General features: G+C 31.7%; 13 protein-coding genes. 3 read left to right on the forward strand and 10 right to left on the reverse strand.

Annotation, left to right across the window (positions count from 1 at the left end; all coding sequences use genetic code 11):
- Positions 1-14: 14 nt before the first annotated feature.
- Positions 15-998: a peptidylprolyl isomerase PrsA gene (gene prsA / locus JVU85_RS13040; protein WP_021459062.1), complete on the forward strand. Its 984-nt coding sequence runs from the start codon at positions 15-17 to the stop codon at positions 996-998.
- Positions 999-1,046: 48 nt separating this feature from the next.
- On the opposite strand, the gene yhaM is transcribed toward prsA, so the two are convergent.
- The 6 genes from yhaM to xdrA all read right to left on the reverse strand — a co-directional run bounded on the left by yhaM (position 1,047) and on the right by xdrA (position 8,533).
- Positions 1,047-1,988, reverse strand: a complete 942-nt coding sequence (yhaM, locus tag JVU85_RS13045) for a 3'-5' exoribonuclease YhaM (protein ID WP_142019554.1) — start codon at positions 1,986-1,988, stop codon at positions 1,047-1,049.
- Positions 1,988-4,921, reverse strand: a complete 2,934-nt coding sequence (locus tag JVU85_RS13050) for an ATP-binding protein (RefSeq protein WP_107377113.1) — start codon at positions 4,919-4,921, stop codon at positions 1,988-1,990. Before JVU85_RS13050 ends, yhaM begins: the two co-directional genes overlap by 1 nt.
- Before the next feature lies 1 nt (position 4,922).
- Positions 4,923-6,107: a metallophosphoesterase family protein gene (locus JVU85_RS13055; protein ID WP_002509208.1), complete on the reverse strand. Its 1,185-nt coding sequence runs from the start codon at positions 6,105-6,107 to the stop codon at positions 4,923-4,925.
- Between the two features lie 204 nt (positions 6,108-6,311).
- On the reverse strand, positions 6,312-6,656 hold the full coding sequence (locus JVU85_RS13060; RefSeq protein WP_002509209.1) for a YlbF/YmcA family competence regulator: 345 nt from the start codon (positions 6,654-6,656) through the stop codon (positions 6,312-6,314).
- A 71-nt stretch (positions 6,657-6,727) separates the two neighbouring features.
- On the reverse strand, positions 6,728-7,858 hold the full coding sequence (locus tag JVU85_RS13065) for a DUF445 domain-containing protein (protein ID WP_002509210.1): 1,131 nt from the start codon (positions 7,856-7,858) through the stop codon (positions 6,728-6,730).
- A gap of 210 nt (positions 7,859-8,068) precedes the next feature.
- A complete protein-coding gene (xdrA, locus tag JVU85_RS13070) occupies positions 8,069-8,533 on the reverse strand; it encodes an XRE family transcriptional regulator XdrA (protein ID WP_002509211.1) in 465 nt (154 codons plus the stop codon).
- Positions 8,534-8,965: 432 nt separating this feature from the next.
- On the opposite strand from xdrA, the gene purU reads away from it, so the two are divergent.
- Entirely contained in the window at positions 8,966-9,817 is an 852-nt protein-coding gene (gene purU, locus JVU85_RS13075) for a formyltetrahydrofolate deformylase (protein ID WP_002509212.1), read from the forward strand.
- A 173-nt stretch (positions 9,818-9,990) separates the two neighbouring features.
- On the opposite strand, the gene JVU85_RS13080 is transcribed toward purU, so the two are convergent.
- The 3 genes from JVU85_RS13080 to JVU85_RS13090 form a co-directional block, all read right to left on the reverse strand.
- The gene (locus tag JVU85_RS13080) at positions 9,991-11,289 is read right to left on the reverse strand and encodes a dicarboxylate/amino acid:cation symporter (protein ID WP_002509213.1); all 1,299 of its coding nucleotides are present in this window, start codon (positions 11,287-11,289) and stop codon (positions 9,991-9,993) included.
- Between the two features lie 111 nt (positions 11,290-11,400).
- The gene (locus JVU85_RS13085; RefSeq protein ID WP_002509214.1) at positions 11,401-12,030 is read right to left on the reverse strand and encodes a response regulator; all 630 of its coding nucleotides are present in this window, start codon (positions 12,028-12,030) and stop codon (positions 11,401-11,403) included.
- Positions 12,031-12,046: 16 nt separating this feature from the next.
- Positions 12,047-13,162: a GAF domain-containing sensor histidine kinase gene (locus JVU85_RS13090; protein WP_204172758.1), complete on the reverse strand. Its 1,116-nt coding sequence runs from the start codon at positions 13,160-13,162 to the stop codon at positions 12,047-12,049.
- A 237-nt stretch (positions 13,163-13,399) separates the two neighbouring features.
- Here JVU85_RS13090 and JVU85_RS13095 point away from each other — a divergent pair, with 237 nt between their 5' ends.
- On the forward strand, positions 13,400-14,233 hold the full coding sequence (locus tag JVU85_RS13095; protein ID WP_103388781.1) for an RluA family pseudouridine synthase: 834 nt from the start codon (positions 13,400-13,402) through the stop codon (positions 14,231-14,233).
- A 92-nt stretch (positions 14,234-14,325) separates the two neighbouring features.
- Here JVU85_RS13095 and fumC read toward each other — a convergent pair whose 3' ends face one another.
- Positions 14,326-15,711: a class II fumarate hydratase gene (gene fumC / locus JVU85_RS13100; protein ID WP_135024694.1), complete on the reverse strand. Its 1,386-nt coding sequence runs from the start codon at positions 15,709-15,711 to the stop codon at positions 14,326-14,328.
- Positions 15,712-15,745: the final 34 nt, after the last annotated feature.

Consider the following 15,745-nt stretch of genomic DNA (forward strand, 5'->3'; position numbering starts at 1 on the left):
GGAGTTTCCAACATATGAAATCATTTAAGAAAGTCTTAATACCAGTCACTGCAAGTGCCCTTTTATTAAACGCATGCGGCAATAATACTACAGATTCTAAAGAAGATACGCTAATTTCTTCAAAAGCTGGAGATGTTAAAGTAGAAGATGTTATGAATAAAATGGGTGATGAACAAATTGCTAATAGTTCATTCCAAATTCTATTGAACAAATTGCTAGCTGATAAATATAAAGATAAAGTTGATACAGAAAAAATTGACAAAGAAATTGAAAAAGAACAAAAACAATACGGTGGTAAAGATCAATTTGAAAGCATGTTAAAACAACAAAGTATGACTTTAGATGATTACAAAGAGCAAAAAAAATTACAAACTTATCAAAAACAATTATTAAATGAAAAAGTTGATATATCTGATAAAGAGATTAAAGAAGATACTAAAAAAGGTTCTCATATTTTAATTAAAGTCAAAGAAAATAAAGACGATAAAGAAGGTTTATCAGATAAAAAAGCAAAAGAAAAAGCTGAAAAAATACAAAAAGAAGTAGATAAAAACCCTGATAAATTTAGTGATATTGCTAAAGAAGAATCTAAAGACACAGCTTCTGCTAAAAAAGGTGGTAGCTTAGGTTACGTCATTAAAGGACAAATGGATGACAAGTTTGAAAAAGCCTTATTTAAACTTAAAGAAGGTGAAGTATCTGATATTGTGAAAACAGATTACGGTTATCATATCATAAAAGCAGATAAAGAATCTGATTTCGATGATGAAAAAGGTAAACTTAAATCACAAATTATACAACAAAAAGTTCAAAAAGAACCTAAACTACTAACAGATGCATACAAATCATTACTTGAAGAATATAAAGTAGACTATAAAGATAGAGATATCAAAAATGCAATTGAAGATTCAATTTTAGATCCCGAGAAAATCAAGCAACAACAGCAACAACAGCAACAACAACAAGGTGCTAGCCCTGCTATGTCATCTGGACAATAGAAATAAAAACGACACGTATGAACTTTATCATACGTGTCGTTTTTTTATTTAGTCTAACGTTGTAGGTTTATAAAATTGTCTGCCATCTAAGCCAAAGATACGTTCTGTAAACTGACCTTTTTCAGTTTTATTATATGCTTTTTCAAACATATTCATTTTCGCATCAATATTATCAATAAAGAATAAGATTTCAGCTTCTTTAATATGAGGTAACTTAGGTGAGCCAAATTCCATTTTTCCATGGTGGGCTAAAATCATATGTTTAAGCAACATGATTTCTTCACCTTCAATATTCAATTCTTTCGCTGCTTCTGATACTTCTTCACTTGCGATGGAAATGTGTCCTAATAAATTTCCTTCGACCGTGTATGTGGTAGCAACCGGTCCACTTAACTCTCTAACTTTTCCTAAATCATGTAAAATAATTGAACTATATAATAAGCTACGATTTAACAACGGATAAATATCACATATTGATTTGGCAACTTGTAACATTGTCAAAACGTGATAACTTAACCCACTGGCAAAGTTATGGTGGTGCGAACTAGCTGCTGGAAACGTAAAGAATGCATCTTGATACTTACGAATCAAATGACGTGTGATACGTTGCAAATTAGCATTTTCAATTTCTAACATATAGTGTGAAATTTCTTCTTGGATTTGGTCTGGTGTTAATGGTGCTCCACCTACAAAATCTTGCGTTTTCATATTATCTTCAGGAGTTGCTAATCTAAATTTATTAATTTTCATCTGCTTACGTCCACGGTAGTTTATAACATCACCAAGCACGTGAATAATTTTTTCAGGTTCTAATAATTTCATATCTTCTTTAGTAACTGTCCATAACTTAGCTTCTATATCTCCACTTTTATCTTGTAAATATAAAGTCATATAGTCTTTGCCTTGTGCTGTAACACCTTGTGTCGCTTTATGAATTAGGAAGAAATGATCTACTGAATCTCCTGCATTAAGTTTCTCAACATTTCGCATTATTTACCGCCTTCCTCAGGTTTATTTAAAGTGACGATTTGTTTTGTTGGTATAGATGAATCTCTCATACATGTGAAGTATAAAATCTGGTAATCATGTGGTAATGTTCTTAAATAATTTAACATCAATTCTTTACGTTTTTTATCAAAATGAACAAATGCATCATCAATAATAATTGGAAACGGATAATACGGTTTTAATGTCATAATCAAGCTCAAACGTAATGCAATGTATAGCAATTCTTTTGTTGATTGACTTAATTCAACAGGAAAATACATTTGACCATTGCTATGTTTAACCATTAAATCATTGTTAGCATAAGTTACTTGAACATAATTCCCACTTGTTAAATGATTAAAGATACTCGTTGCTTCATTAATAACTTGAGGCAATCTTTTATCTTTAATTTGTTGTATGTGACCGTCAACAAGTGCTTGCAGATAACTTAAACTTGCCCAATCTTTCGCTTCATCATTCAAGCGATTTTTCAATATATGATATTGATGTCGTAGATTTGCCAGTGTCGTATCTGTTTCCATATGTGTAATCTTAGAGTTTAAGTCACTAACTTCAGATTGTAGTTCAAGAAATTGATCATTATAGTCATCGACTTGTTTTGATAGAACTGAATCTTCTTGTGCAAGCTGTGCATACGTTTTACTACTTAATTTTGAATTATCATCATAGGAATAATTTTGATTTTCTAGATATTTAGATAAATCATTAAACCTGTTTAGTTGTTGATGATACTTTTGATAGCGTTCATGTTGTTGATAATACGATTCTTCATCTTCAACATTAACATGCTCAAACAATTGAGATACAACGTCTTGATTTTCTTGTAATCTTAATGACAATTGTTTGATTTCATTTTTTATTAATTTAATTTGATCACTATTACGTGTGAATTGCTCTAAATTACTTCTAGCCTCATTTAACCATTGTTTAACATCATGGAAAAACGCGAGTGCATTAAATTGTGTAAACTGATTTTTAGTTACTTCTTGTGCATGATTATAAAAGTTGTCAATATCGTCTTTTAAGTTATTTCTTTGTTGAATTAATTCGTTAATATGTGTATCAAACTCTTTGGCTTTATTGATAGTACTTATAATATCTATAATTAATTCGTCTGATATTTTATCAGATAAATTTAATTCTGTCTTTGCATTAGAAATATTAGTTTCAGCATTATTAAATAATTTTTGCGCATGACTATAGCTATTATTCAAATATTGCTCTTTTTTATCTAAAGCTTCTTGTGTTTTCAGAGCATTATTCCATTGTTCTCTAATGCGATATTGTTCATCTAAATCAAAATCTAAATCATAATTTTGTTCCAAGTCAGCAACTTGTGATTCTAAATCTTCTATCTCTTTAGAGAAAGTTTCGCTGTGACCAACTTGTTTCGTTTTGACAAAGAACACGCCTACAATAAAGACCACTGTCAAGATTGCAAAGACGATAGCGAAAATAAGGTTCGCAGACATAAAAGCAAAAATCGTTAATCCCAAACCAATAATAGATAAAACGATAAGGCTCATTCTTAATAAATTTTGTTTACGTTCTTTTTCTTTTTGCTCGTTATCAAATGCTTCTTTCATTTTATGATAAAGATTATTTTTTTCTTTTAACTCAAATTGTTGACGGCTATGTTGCTTTTTCTTTTCAAATGTTTCTTCTGGAACGATATCTGCTTCTAAAGCATCTAGCTCGCCATCGTTTGTTTCATTATCAATTTTGTTTTCTTCTATATCTCGCTCTAATCGTTGTATATAGGCTGCTTGCTCTTGCTTCACCTTGATCTGTTCATTGACATGACTCTTCATAGCTTCCGAACTGTCTACGTCATGATAAATCTCTTGCCAGCCTATATGTGTTTGCAGACCAGCTTTTTCACGTTGTTTGTCTTGTATCTCTTTATCTAATGATTTAAGTTCAAATTCTTGTTGTTTTATTTTGTTCTCTTGCTGATACAACGCATTAATTGCTTCTATATCTTGTTTTTCAGCGACATTAATTCTATTATTTTCATTTTCTAATTGCGCTAATTTCTCTTCACGTAAGCTAATGTCTGTTTTTAAAGTGTCGATTTGACTTTTTGAAGTTTCATAACGATCAATACCTTGTTCTGGAAAATGTACTGGTTCAATATTGAGTGAACCTTCCAATGATTTCCATTCTTGTGTTTGTTCATGAAGTGCAAGCTCTTTTTGTTTTTCGTTATGCATTTTCGATAATTGTGCCAAATTTTGCTTCAAATTATTTAAACGTCGCTCTGCTTTGTCTTTATCATCTACATATCTTTGGTACGTTGTTAGTTTAGCTTCTTCGTCACGAATTTGAGCTTCTAACTGATTTAATTGTTCCAGTTGTTGATTAATTGTAGGATTCCGTCCAGATTTTTTATAAATTTCATCTTTACGTTCATGTAATTGCGCACGCATACTAGTAAATTCGGTAGAACCTAATGCGCCTGCTTGTAACAAATAATCTTGTAACTGAGTTTCATTCATATTTTTATGAATATCTTGCAGTCCTAAAACATCAAATGAAAATATGCCTTGATATGTACGTTTAGTAATATAATTTAAGTATTGTTTCAACCAGTCTTCGTCTTTAATAGCACCATTAGGTAAATATACTTTAACATCACCTGTAGCACTACCTTTAACTCGTTCAACTTGGATTTCTGAACCATCGTCCGTAATTAACGTTAACTTTCCACCGTATTGATTTCCCAATCTAGGTTCAAGCCTTGGCTCGTTTTCTTTTTTAGTTGGAAAGCCGAACAATATAGAATGGATAAAAGCTTGTATTGTAGATTTACCCGTTTCATTTTCTCCATATATTTCAGTAAAAGTATCATTGAATTCAATTTTACTTTCAATGAATTGACCGTAACCATAAATATCCAAAGATTTTATTTTCAATTTACTCACCTCCCATGTCTTCTTTTAACAAGTTTTCCGCATGTTGTATTAATGTTCTTCTATCAAACTCTGAAAAATTATCTAAATACTTCGATGCTTTGGGATTCAAGTATAAATCGTTCATCGCTCGTTCAAATAGATTATCATCATTTATTAAATCTTGAGAAAATTCATTCACGAGCGGGTGTCTACTTTCTACATTTGGTACGATATTTAAATCTTCTATAAACACAAAATTATGCTCATTTTTTTCATAATCACTAATCATCTCTTGGACTTGCAATTTGTCTTGTTGTGATATAGCCTGGTCAGAATTAACTAATACATCAAGTCGATAAATTGCCTTACCTTGTTCTCTAACACTTGCTTTAAAGCTTTGAATTTCTTCAAACAATCCTTGTTTAGTAGTTTTATCTGAAGTAATTTGAGCTTGTTCGAAACGAATGTGTTGTGTAGCTATAAATTGAGCTGTTAATTTTAAGTGATCTCCTTCTACTAATAGACAACCTTTTTCTCCTTGTTCTTTAAAGTGTCTACCTTGAATATTACCTGGATATTGAATTTGTGGCATTTCACTTAACGTTTGTCTCTCATGTATATGACCTAATGCCCAATAATGATACAGCTTTTTATTTAAATCTTCGAGTATAAATTCTGTATAACGGTCTTTAGCATTTGATTTACTATAAGTACCATGCAAGATTCCGATATGTATGCCTTTTTGACCTTGACTAGATGGGTATGCATCTATTTTATTTTCATAACTGGCATCATTTTGATAACTAAAACCATGTAAATAAATTTCTTCTCCGTTTTTAGTTATTGTTTGATATGTTTCAACATTCTCTGAAAATACAGAAACATTTTCTGGCCATTCAGTTCCAACTTTATTTGACAGTGGATCATGATTACCATGACAAATATATACAAATATTTGTTCTTTATTCAATCTCTCAAATTGTTCTTTTAGAAATACTTCAGCACGCAATGTTCTGTTTTGTTGATCAAACAAATCACCTGCAATAATTAAAAAATCTACTTCTTCAGTTAAGGCTAAATCGACAATTCTTGTAAAACTTTCATAAGCACTATTTTGCATATCTTCAAATATTGATTGACTTAAATAACTTCTAGATTTGAATGGACTATCTAAATGTAAGTCAGCACAATGAATAAATTTAACCATATCCAATAGATCTCCTTTGTACAAGGGTATTTTTAAAGATGACGTGATAATGATTCATGTAACATTGAAATGTTCCTATGGTGAGATTAACACGCACTTTTACATTTATATTTTATCACACTCTTTTCATTTCAGTCGACAAACAAAAAGCCACAACACAAATATTTGTGTTGTGGCTATAATCTATCCGATTAATCAAGTTGATTAGTCAGCATAAATTTCATCTAAAGGTTTTACAATGATTTGATTGATTTCTTGGAATACTTGGCTCATTTTTTGTTCAGCAGCCATTAATTCAGAAATGTTAGAATCATTTTCGATTTGTTGAGCTTGCTCTTGCGCTTTTTGTAGCTCTTCTTCACCGATTTCTTCACCTTGCATTTGTTTTTGTTGGAAACTTAATTGAGTTTCACGGAATTCTTCAAATAATTTTTTTGATTCTTCATTAGCTTTAACATTTTCATAAGCGTTTTGAATAGCTTGGTACTCATCACTTTCTCTTAAAGCTTGTTCTAGTTGGTTTGCATGATCGTATAAATTTACTGCCATAACTTATTCACTCCTTCTGTGTATGTGTGTCTTTTAACCACATCGATAATACAATAACATACTTTTATTTGTTATACAAAGATAGCAATTACACCTTGTAATGCGCCTATAATACCACCTAATAAAAATCCTAAAGACATAATTAATTTTAATTCTTTATTAGCAATATCGATAATTAATTTTTCTATATAATCTAACTCAAATGAATTTACCTGTTCTTCAACAAGACCACGTAAGTTTATTTTTTTCATAATTGGTGATAACTTTTGTGAAACATTATCAATGATTATATGCGTTAATTTAGTAGTGAATGTCGACTCTAAATAAGTAATAAAATTCGGCATTAATTGATTAAATGGTTTATTTACGTTTTTATCTATTTGCATATAACCAATAACTAAATCTTTAAATGCACCTTTTAAAGTCACAAATTGTTCTTCATTTACTACCTCATGTAGCGGTTTTTGTTTTAGATTGCTATATTCATCTTTAATGATTTCTTGAGCAATGCTTTTGGCTTTTGGATGACTTGTCATTCGTATTAATTCACTTTGAATACGATCTGCGATACTTTCTTTGGACATAAACATTTGTAATAAACCAATAATTTTGCCCTTTTCAGCAAAAAATGTATCTAACATTGAGGCAATGTCGTGCGTACCTTTTGCCGATCGTAAGTATGCATTTGCTCTATCAAAAAGCATTTCATGTAAATTTTCGACTTTAGCGTCTACGAGTGTTGTCATTTCAGTTGGTACTATTGATTCAATCGAATCTGTATAGTGATTGTCATAGTATGCTTGAAGTTTATCTGAAATAAAATGATCTGTTTTATCTTCAACTAATGTCGCAATTTCAATATCAAATTTCTGAGCAAATTGGTGTATTGTAGCATTGTCATGTTTTAATTTCCCAATTTGTTCTGTAATCATATCATGTATCGCTTGCTGTGATGTCGCAGTATTTAACTTTGCTTTTATTAAACTTTCTGTTAATAAGTGTTCTTCGATAACTTGTCCGATTTTTGTAGCAATTTCACCTCTACGTTTCGGAATCAGTCCCGGTGTGAATGGGACACGTTTGTTAAAGATATAATACGTTTTAAATGGATGAAATAACATTCTAACTGCAATGATATTTGTAACTCCACCTATAATTGCACCTATAATAACCATAAATAATATTATTAGCAATGCATGCATGCTGTAGCACTCCTTTAAATTGAACTTCGTCACACAAACATTATATATTGAAAAACCAGTATTTTATAATTATTGTACTTACATCATTAAATCTATATGATACTTTGAACAAATAAAAAAGACCTAATGATATAGGTCTATTCTATACAGTGATTAAATCATTAAATATCATATTATATTAATAATCCTACTATCACTTCGAATTACTTATTATACATGCATTAATTCTTCTTTTGAAATTCTACCAAAGTACGTTTCTGCTTCTCTTAATTTTGAAGTACCAAAAATTGGTTGCGTTTCTTGATTTAACACTCTGTAAATATCGCTTACTTTATTACTTTGTAATATGTAACCATTACGAGTATCTACAGTATTCCAATATATATCACTTGTAGTTGAGTGATTTGGATACGCACAATGATTTCTTGAAATAGTTTGTACCATTTCTAATGGATCACATCCGAATGTACTGTTAAGTACATCTGAATCTCTAAATAATGCACAAATCGATACACAAGTTGTCCAATTTGGTAATACTCTTTCTTTTTCTATTTGAACTAAAGTTTTCTTTGATAGTCCTATTGTTTGAGCCATAGTATCTTGTGTATACCCTGCCTCAATACGCACCATTTTGAACTTTGTTTGAATTAAATCTGTAAAACTTTGTCTATCCATTACTTTAATCTACCTTTCATAAAAGAAATATTTTATCCGGACACAAGAAATTGCAATAATACACGCTTCTTGAAACACAAATTACATCTTAATACAATTTTAACTAAAATAAAAGAGTGAAATTCATTTTTCGTAATATTTTATTATTGGCACAATTGTCAAAATAATCTAACGGTTTCCAACCATACTCGTACATTTCAGACTTGTGCAGAATCTTGTATTCGGAATCTTACATATGTAATCGCTTCTATTTTTTAACTTTTTACTCTTTTTTACTAAAATCACTACATTATATTATAACCTACTTTTAGTTACTATTCATCGTTAATTTTAAAGTTCATTAATTTTTCATATTTGGGATAATATAATTTTACAGTTGTCAGAATTTTCATTATAATCAAAGTTACTTTTAAAAATTAGGAGTGGAAAGCAATGCATGATAAATATATGTTACTCGCAACATGTAAGGATAAAGTAGGTATTACTTCTTTAATTACTAGCACCATAGCTCAATATAATTCTAATATTTTACATTTAGATCATTTTACTGAGTATGATAATAAAAATGATACTGAAGGTAATTTATACTTACGTTTTGAGTTTGAAAAGGTAGATGGTGTTAAGGCAGCATTAGAAACGGAATTAGCAAGCCACAATATTACATATGAACTATTTGATAGTTCTGTCAAAACGAAAATTGCGTTATTTGTCTCAAAAGAAGATCATGCTTTTAACGAAGTATTATTACGTGTACAACGTGAAGAAATCCCAGCCGAAATCGTTTGTGTTGTTAGTAACCATGAAAACAATCGCCATTTTGCCGAAAGTTTCAATATTCCTTTTTATTACGTACCAAGTAATGAAGAAAAACCAGTAGTTGAACAAAAAATCTTAGATATTTGTGCCAAACATGACACTGAACTTATCGTTTTAGCTAAATATATGCAAATACTATCAGATAATTTCGTTAATCATTATGAACATAAAATCATCAATATTCACCACTCGTTCTTACCTTCATTCATTGGAGCAAACCCATACAAACAAGCATGGGAACGAGGCGTCAAACTTGTAGGAGCTACGGGGCATTATGTTACGTCTGATTTAGATGAAGGACCCATCATCGATCAAGACGTTATACGTATCAACCATCGTTATAATGTCCAAGATTTACGCAAAGCAGGCCGACACGTAGAATCACAAGTACTCGCACAAGCTGTAGAATATCACGTATTGCATAAAGTAATAGTCACAGCAGGTAATAAAACTATTGTTTTTGCATAAACTTAAAGGGAGTGGGACAGAAATCTGATTTTGAAAAAATGATTTCGTCGTCCCACCCCGGCAAGGATGACTAGCATTGAAAAAAGCTTGGTTTGAAGCGCATTTTCAATACAGTCAGCTACTGCCAATATGCAAAGAGGCTAGGACAATATTGTCCCAGCCTTTTATTATGTTTAAACTGGTTCGTTAGCCCCAGATTGATTGCGTTGTAATTTTTTCTCTTCATTTTTTGAAATAATAAGTGCACATGTTGCATCACCAGTAATGTTTACAGATGTTCTTGTCATATCTAGTAGTCTATCTATACCAAGAATAATACCTATGGCTGCAGGATTTAATCCTATTGCATTTAGTACCATGGCAAGCATGATCAAGCCTACACCTGGCACTCCTGCCGTACCAATCGATGCCACTACTGCAATGACTACGACTGTAATTAATTGCATGAGTGATAGATCAACACCTGATATTTGCGCAATAAATATTGTAGCGACCCCTTGCATTATTGCAGTTCCATCCATGTTGATTGTTGCACCTAGAGGTTGAACAAATGACGCAATTTCTGGTCGCACCCCCATTTTCTTCGAACAGTTCATTGATACAGGTAAAGTTGCGGTTGAACTTGAAGCACTAAAGCCTAATGTAATGGCTGGTAAAAAGCCTTTATAAAATGCCAATGGGTTGGTTTTTCCTAATAATTTCAAAGCAGACCCATAGACGACAAAGAAATGAATAAACAATGCGAGTAAAACAATAAAGAAATACATCCCCAATTGTTTGATAGCACCGAACCCTGCCCCTGTAAATGCATGAGCTACCAAACCAAATGTACCAATTGGTGCAAATAGATTCATTATCATCGTTATAATATACATCAAGACTTCATTAGTTTGTTCAAAAAACTTGTGCACTATTTGTGCTTTTGAACCTATCATGATAATACCTACACCTATAAAAATAGCAAAGGTGATAATTTGTAGCATATTTCCTTCAGACATTGCCTGAAGTGGATTTTTTGGAAATAGATTTATAAGTGTCTGATCAAACGTTTGTTCTGCAGCGTTATCACTGCCTTGACTTTGTTTATCTAATGTTTTTTGATAACTAGAAACATCTTCACTTTTTAATAAATCAGAATGACCATCACCAGGTTTAAATATTAATGCAAGCGCAATACCAATACATATTGCAATAGCAGTAGTTGATAAGAAAAATCCTAGTGTTTTTAATCCAATACCCCCTAATAATTTTGGATCTCCAACACCCACTACCCCTAGCACAATTGATACAAATACTACTGGCACAACTAACATAAATATAAGATTTAAGAAAATTTGTCCAATAACATTAAAGACATATTTATCAATGCCTTCTACAAATTGTGCTTGTGCAAACATATTACAGATTGAACCTACAGCAATACCTAAAATTAAAGCAATAACAATTTTGATACTTAAGTTTTTTGTTTTCATATCCATCCCTCCTTGTTATTATTCTTTATTATATAGAAAAACAATAATATTTAAAGGAAAAATACAATTTCATAATAAAATACCATGTATATAGTAATAAACATGGTATTTTTACACTATTTTATTTTCCATGGCGTAGATTGCAGCTTGTGTTCTATCTGAAACTTGTAGCTTATTTAATATATGACTGACATGAGTTTTTATTGTTTTTTCTGAAACAAATAATGTTTCTGCAATATCTTTATTGGTCTTACCTTTAACCATTTCGGATAAGACTTCAATTTCTCGTTTTGATAATTTGTTCGTCATATGAGGTTTATTACGTACCGCTTCAATTACACTTTGAGCTTGCGGGTGTATAATTTTTTCGCCATTCAACACACTTTTAATAGTATTAATTAACTGTTCAGGTTCAACATCTTTCATTTCATAGCCATCTGCACCTTTATCAACGGCTGAAATAACATGCTCATCATCTATGTAACTCGTTAATACTAGAATTTTGATATCTGGATACTTGGTTTTCAATATTTCAGTTATTTCAATACCATTCATTTCAGGCATAACTAAATCGAGTAATACTATGTCTGGCATATTATCTTGATGCTCTGCTAAATGCGTTAAAAAGGTTTTACCATCTGAGAATCCCATTACAACTTCTAAGTCATCAACTGTTGATAATAAAAATTCTAAACCTTGTCTTACAATATGATGATCATCTACTAACATTATTCGATACATTAATAATCTTCCTCCCTTAGGCTTTAACGGGAATCAGTAACGCGATTGTCGTACCTACTCCCTCTGTTGAGTTAACTTGTAAATTTCCATCTATCATCTTCGTTCGTTGTTTCATATTATTAAGACCATGTGCATTGTCCACTGCTTTTTGACCACTATCAAAACCGTTGCCGTCATCGCTTATTTCAATAAATATATGGCTAGCTGTTTGATTTAAAGTTAAGTGTACATTTGAAGTACCTGCATGTTTACGTGTATTATTTAATGCTTCTTGCATTATTCTATATACATTTTCTTCTATTAAGCTAGGTAATTTAATTAAACCCTCAACATCGACAGTCAATGATAGATTTACCATTTCACTATATTTAGTTATCGCAGAGATTAACCCCTGTTCCAGTCCTATAGGTTTTAATTGCCAAATTAACGTTCGCATTTCATTAACTGCTTGTTGGCTCGTCTCTTCAATCACAGTGAATGCTTGTTGTGACACACTTTCTTTAGACATTACTTTTGCTGCGTGTGCAGTTAATTTTACTGAAAATAACATTTGATTCACTGAATCATGCAAATCTCTCGCCAGTCTATTTCGTTCATTTATACGTGCTGCTTCTTTTTCTTGATCGGTCAACATAATACGTTTAATCGCTGAACCGATTTGAAAAGCTACTGATTCTAGTAATTCTAAATCTTCTTCACTGTAGCGCTTTGTATGCGGTGTGGCAACATTTAACAAACCAAATTGTTCAGAACCTGAGCGAAGTGGTACGGTTGCGTGGTGTGTCACACCATCTGTTTCTTCATGATAAGCATGATTTGCCAAATTAATACGCGAACAATTTATAATATTTGAAGCTTTCGTTAGTTTTTCATTATGATATGCTTGGACACACCAACAAGTGCCATCTTTCATATATTTACAATCATGTTTTGACAGTGCTCCCGGCAAATCGACATCAGATACTAATTCATGATGTCCTTCATCATCTATAAAAAATATCCAACCTGTTGTAAATTCAGTGCCATCGATTAAAAATCTCAACGCACCTTGCATCATATTGTAAGTTTCGGTTTCTTCATTTAAATATTCGGCTATTTCTTTTAATAAAGCCAAACGGGTAGGCTTTTCCATATATTGTCCCCCCTTTTCACTTGTTGCTCACTTTATATTATACAGCTTCATTACTATAAACGAAATATAAGTAAAACTTTTAACTGCAAAGCTACTGAGACTTTAAATGTGTATAGTAACTCTATGTTTACCTAATAAATAGCAAGGACTATATTATTTTATAGGAATACACTATATTCAGATTTTTTTAGTATAAGTGATATGGTATGATAGTTAGGAATGATTGAGGAGGATACCATGAAATTTAAAATCCCAGAAAAGTTTGATCAATATACTATTAGAGAAATTTTTCAACACTTAAACTTACCAAAAAAAGATTTACACACTTTAAATATGTCCAATGAAATTACTGTCAATGATCAGCCTGCTAAGTTAATTAATCAAGTAAATGCAGGTGATGACGTTTACCTACCAAACCCAGCAGAAGAAAGTAATTATTTACCTAGTTATCGATATGCTCAAATTTACTATGAAGATGATGATTTGGCTATTGTAATGAAGCCTAAAGGTGTTAAAACACATCCAAATGATTTAAAAGAAAGTAATACTTTAATGAATCACGTCATATATACTCTAAATAATGACTATGTTGAACCGATTCATCGTCTCGATCAAGAAACTGTAGGATTACTTATTGTTGCTAAAAATCCTTTAATGAAAAAAATTTTAGACCGCATGTTAGAAGATAATCAAATTGACCGCATTTATCGAGCTGAAGTAAAGAGTTTATTACCTATTAAGCCACAAACAATAGACATGCCTATAGGTAAAGATAAATTCCATCCAAATAGACGCCGAATCTCTCAAACAGGTCAACGTGCGATAACACACATTTTAAGTTCGCAAATGGTTGATGAAAATAGATGCCAAATTGAACTAAAATTAGACACAGGACGTACACATCAAATTCGTGTACATTTAGCTGAAATTGGCCATCCTGTTATCGGTGATCCATTGTATGGTAATTCTACTTTGCGCCAACTAAAATTACAAAGTTATAAAATTGAATTTACCCATCCGCTGACACAAAACCAAATAAGCGTATCATTAGATGATGATGTGAAACAGTAATTTCCTGAAAGTTGTCACTGTATTACATGTCAAAAAGAGGCTGGTGCATTTATACAATGTACCAGCCTCTTTATATGTTATTTATTGTTCTTTTATTTAGGCTCTACCATGTCTTCAGGTTTGATCCATTCATCAAATTGTTCTGCAGTTAAATATCCGGATTGAATTGCAGAATCTTTTAAAGTCAGTCCTTCTTTATGTGCTTTTTTAGCAATGTGTGCTGCTTTTTCATAACCAATATGTGGGTTTAATGCTGTAACTAACATTAATGATTGATTTAAATAATTATCAATATTTTCCTGAATTGGCTCAATACCTACAGCACAATTATCATTAAATGTTTGCATTCCATCTGCAAGTAAATAAATAGATTGTAATGTGTTATGCAAAATTACTGGTTTGTAGACATTTAATTCAAAATTACCTTGTGAACTTGCAAAGCCAACAGCTGCATCGTTACCCATTACTTGTGTAGCAACCATTGTTAACATTTCACATTGTGTTGGATTTACTTTTCCTGGCATAATTGAAGATCCTGGTTCATTTTCAGGAATAGCAATTTCTGCCAACCCAGCACGAGGGCCCGATGCTAACCAACGAACATCATTTGCAATTTTAGTTAAATCTCCAGCAAGAGCTTTCAATGTACCATGCAATTGTACAACTTCATCGTGCGCAGTTAACGCATGGAACTTATTGTCAGAAGATACAAATGCATAACCAGTATTTTCTGCGATAAATTTCGCCACTTTATCTCCAAACTCTGGATGAGCATTAATACCAGTACCGACTGCCGTACCACCAATAGCTAAGTTTAAGATGTGAGCTTTCGATTCAGCTAACAGTGTTTCACACTTATCTAACATATATCTCCAACCACTAATTTCTTGGCCTAAACGAATTGGTGTTGCGTCTTGTAAGTGTGTACGTCCTATTTTGATAATATCATAAAATTGCTCTTCTTTTTCTTTAAACGTATCTCTTAAATGTTGTAGTGCTGGTTCTAATTTAGTTTCAATTTCACTATATAGAGCTACATGCATAGCCGTTGGGAATGTATCATTAGAACTTTGTGATTTATTTACATCATCGTTCGGATGAATTTGTTCATTCGAATTATTGTCTTGTAAATATTGATTGGCTACGAAGCTTACAACTTCATTGACGTTCATATTACTTTGTGTACCGCTACCAGTTTGCCATACAACAAGTGGAAAATGTTCGTCTAATTCTTTGTTTAAAATACGATCACATGCATATACAATCGCATTTTTTTTATCATCTGATAGTTTACCTAATTCATGATTGGCTAATGCTGCAGCACGTTTCAATTGAGCAAACCCATATACTACTTCAATTGGCATACGCTCTTTACCGACTGGAAAATTACGTTTACTTCTTTCTGTCTGCGCACCCCAATATTTATCTGCTGGTACTTCAATTTCACCAAATGTATCGTGTTCAATTCTTACTGACATATGTATACTCCCCTTCGATATTCTTAGTTCGTTT

The organism is Staphylococcus sp. GDY8P72P (assembly GCF_016890655.1).
In the GTDB taxonomy this organism is placed as follows: Bacteria; Bacillota; Bacilli; order Staphylococcales; family Staphylococcaceae; genus Staphylococcus; species Staphylococcus arlettae.

What these genes read in the sequence shown, in the direction of transcription:
- purU (WP_002509212.1), top strand. Translation starts at nt 8,966, where the DNA reads ATGCATGATAAATATATGTTACTCGCAACATGTAAGGATAAAGTAGGT.
- JVU85_RS13055 (WP_002509208.1), bottom strand. Translation starts at nt 6,107, where the DNA reads ATGGTTAAATTTATTCATTGTGCTGACTTACATTTAGATAGTCCATTC.
- JVU85_RS13085 (WP_002509214.1), bottom strand. Translation starts at nt 12,030, where the DNA reads ATGTATCGAATAATGTTAGTAGATGATCATCATATTGTAAGACAAGGT.
- xdrA (WP_002509211.1), bottom strand. Translation starts at nt 8,533, where the DNA reads ATGGATAGACAAAGTTTTACAGATTTAATTCAAACAAAGTTCAAAATG.
- fumC (WP_135024694.1), bottom strand. Translation starts at nt 15,711, where the DNA reads ATGTCAGTAAGAATTGAACACGATACATTTGGTGAAATTGAAGTACCA.
- yhaM (WP_142019554.1), bottom strand. Translation starts at nt 1,988, where the DNA reads ATGCGAAATGTTGAGAAACTTAATGCAGGAGATTCAGTAGATCATTTC.
- JVU85_RS13095 (WP_103388781.1), top strand. Translation starts at nt 13,400, where the DNA reads ATGAAATTTAAAATCCCAGAAAAGTTTGATCAATATACTATTAGAGAA.
- JVU85_RS13060 (WP_002509209.1), bottom strand. Translation starts at nt 6,656, where the DNA reads ATGGCAGTAAATTTATACGATCATGCAAACCAACTAGAACAAGCTTTA.
- JVU85_RS13090 (WP_204172758.1), bottom strand. Translation starts at nt 13,162, where the DNA reads ATGGAAAAGCCTACCCGTTTGGCTTTATTAAAAGAAATAGCCGAATAT.
- prsA (WP_021459062.1), top strand. Translation starts at nt 15, where the DNA reads ATGAAATCATTTAAGAAAGTCTTAATACCAGTCACTGCAAGTGCCCTT.
- JVU85_RS13080 (WP_002509213.1), bottom strand. Translation starts at nt 11,289, where the DNA reads ATGAAAACAAAAAACTTAAGTATCAAAATTGTTATTGCTTTAATTTTA.
- JVU85_RS13065 (WP_002509210.1), bottom strand. Translation starts at nt 7,858, where the DNA reads ATGCATGCATTGCTAATAATATTATTTATGGTTATTATAGGTGCAATT.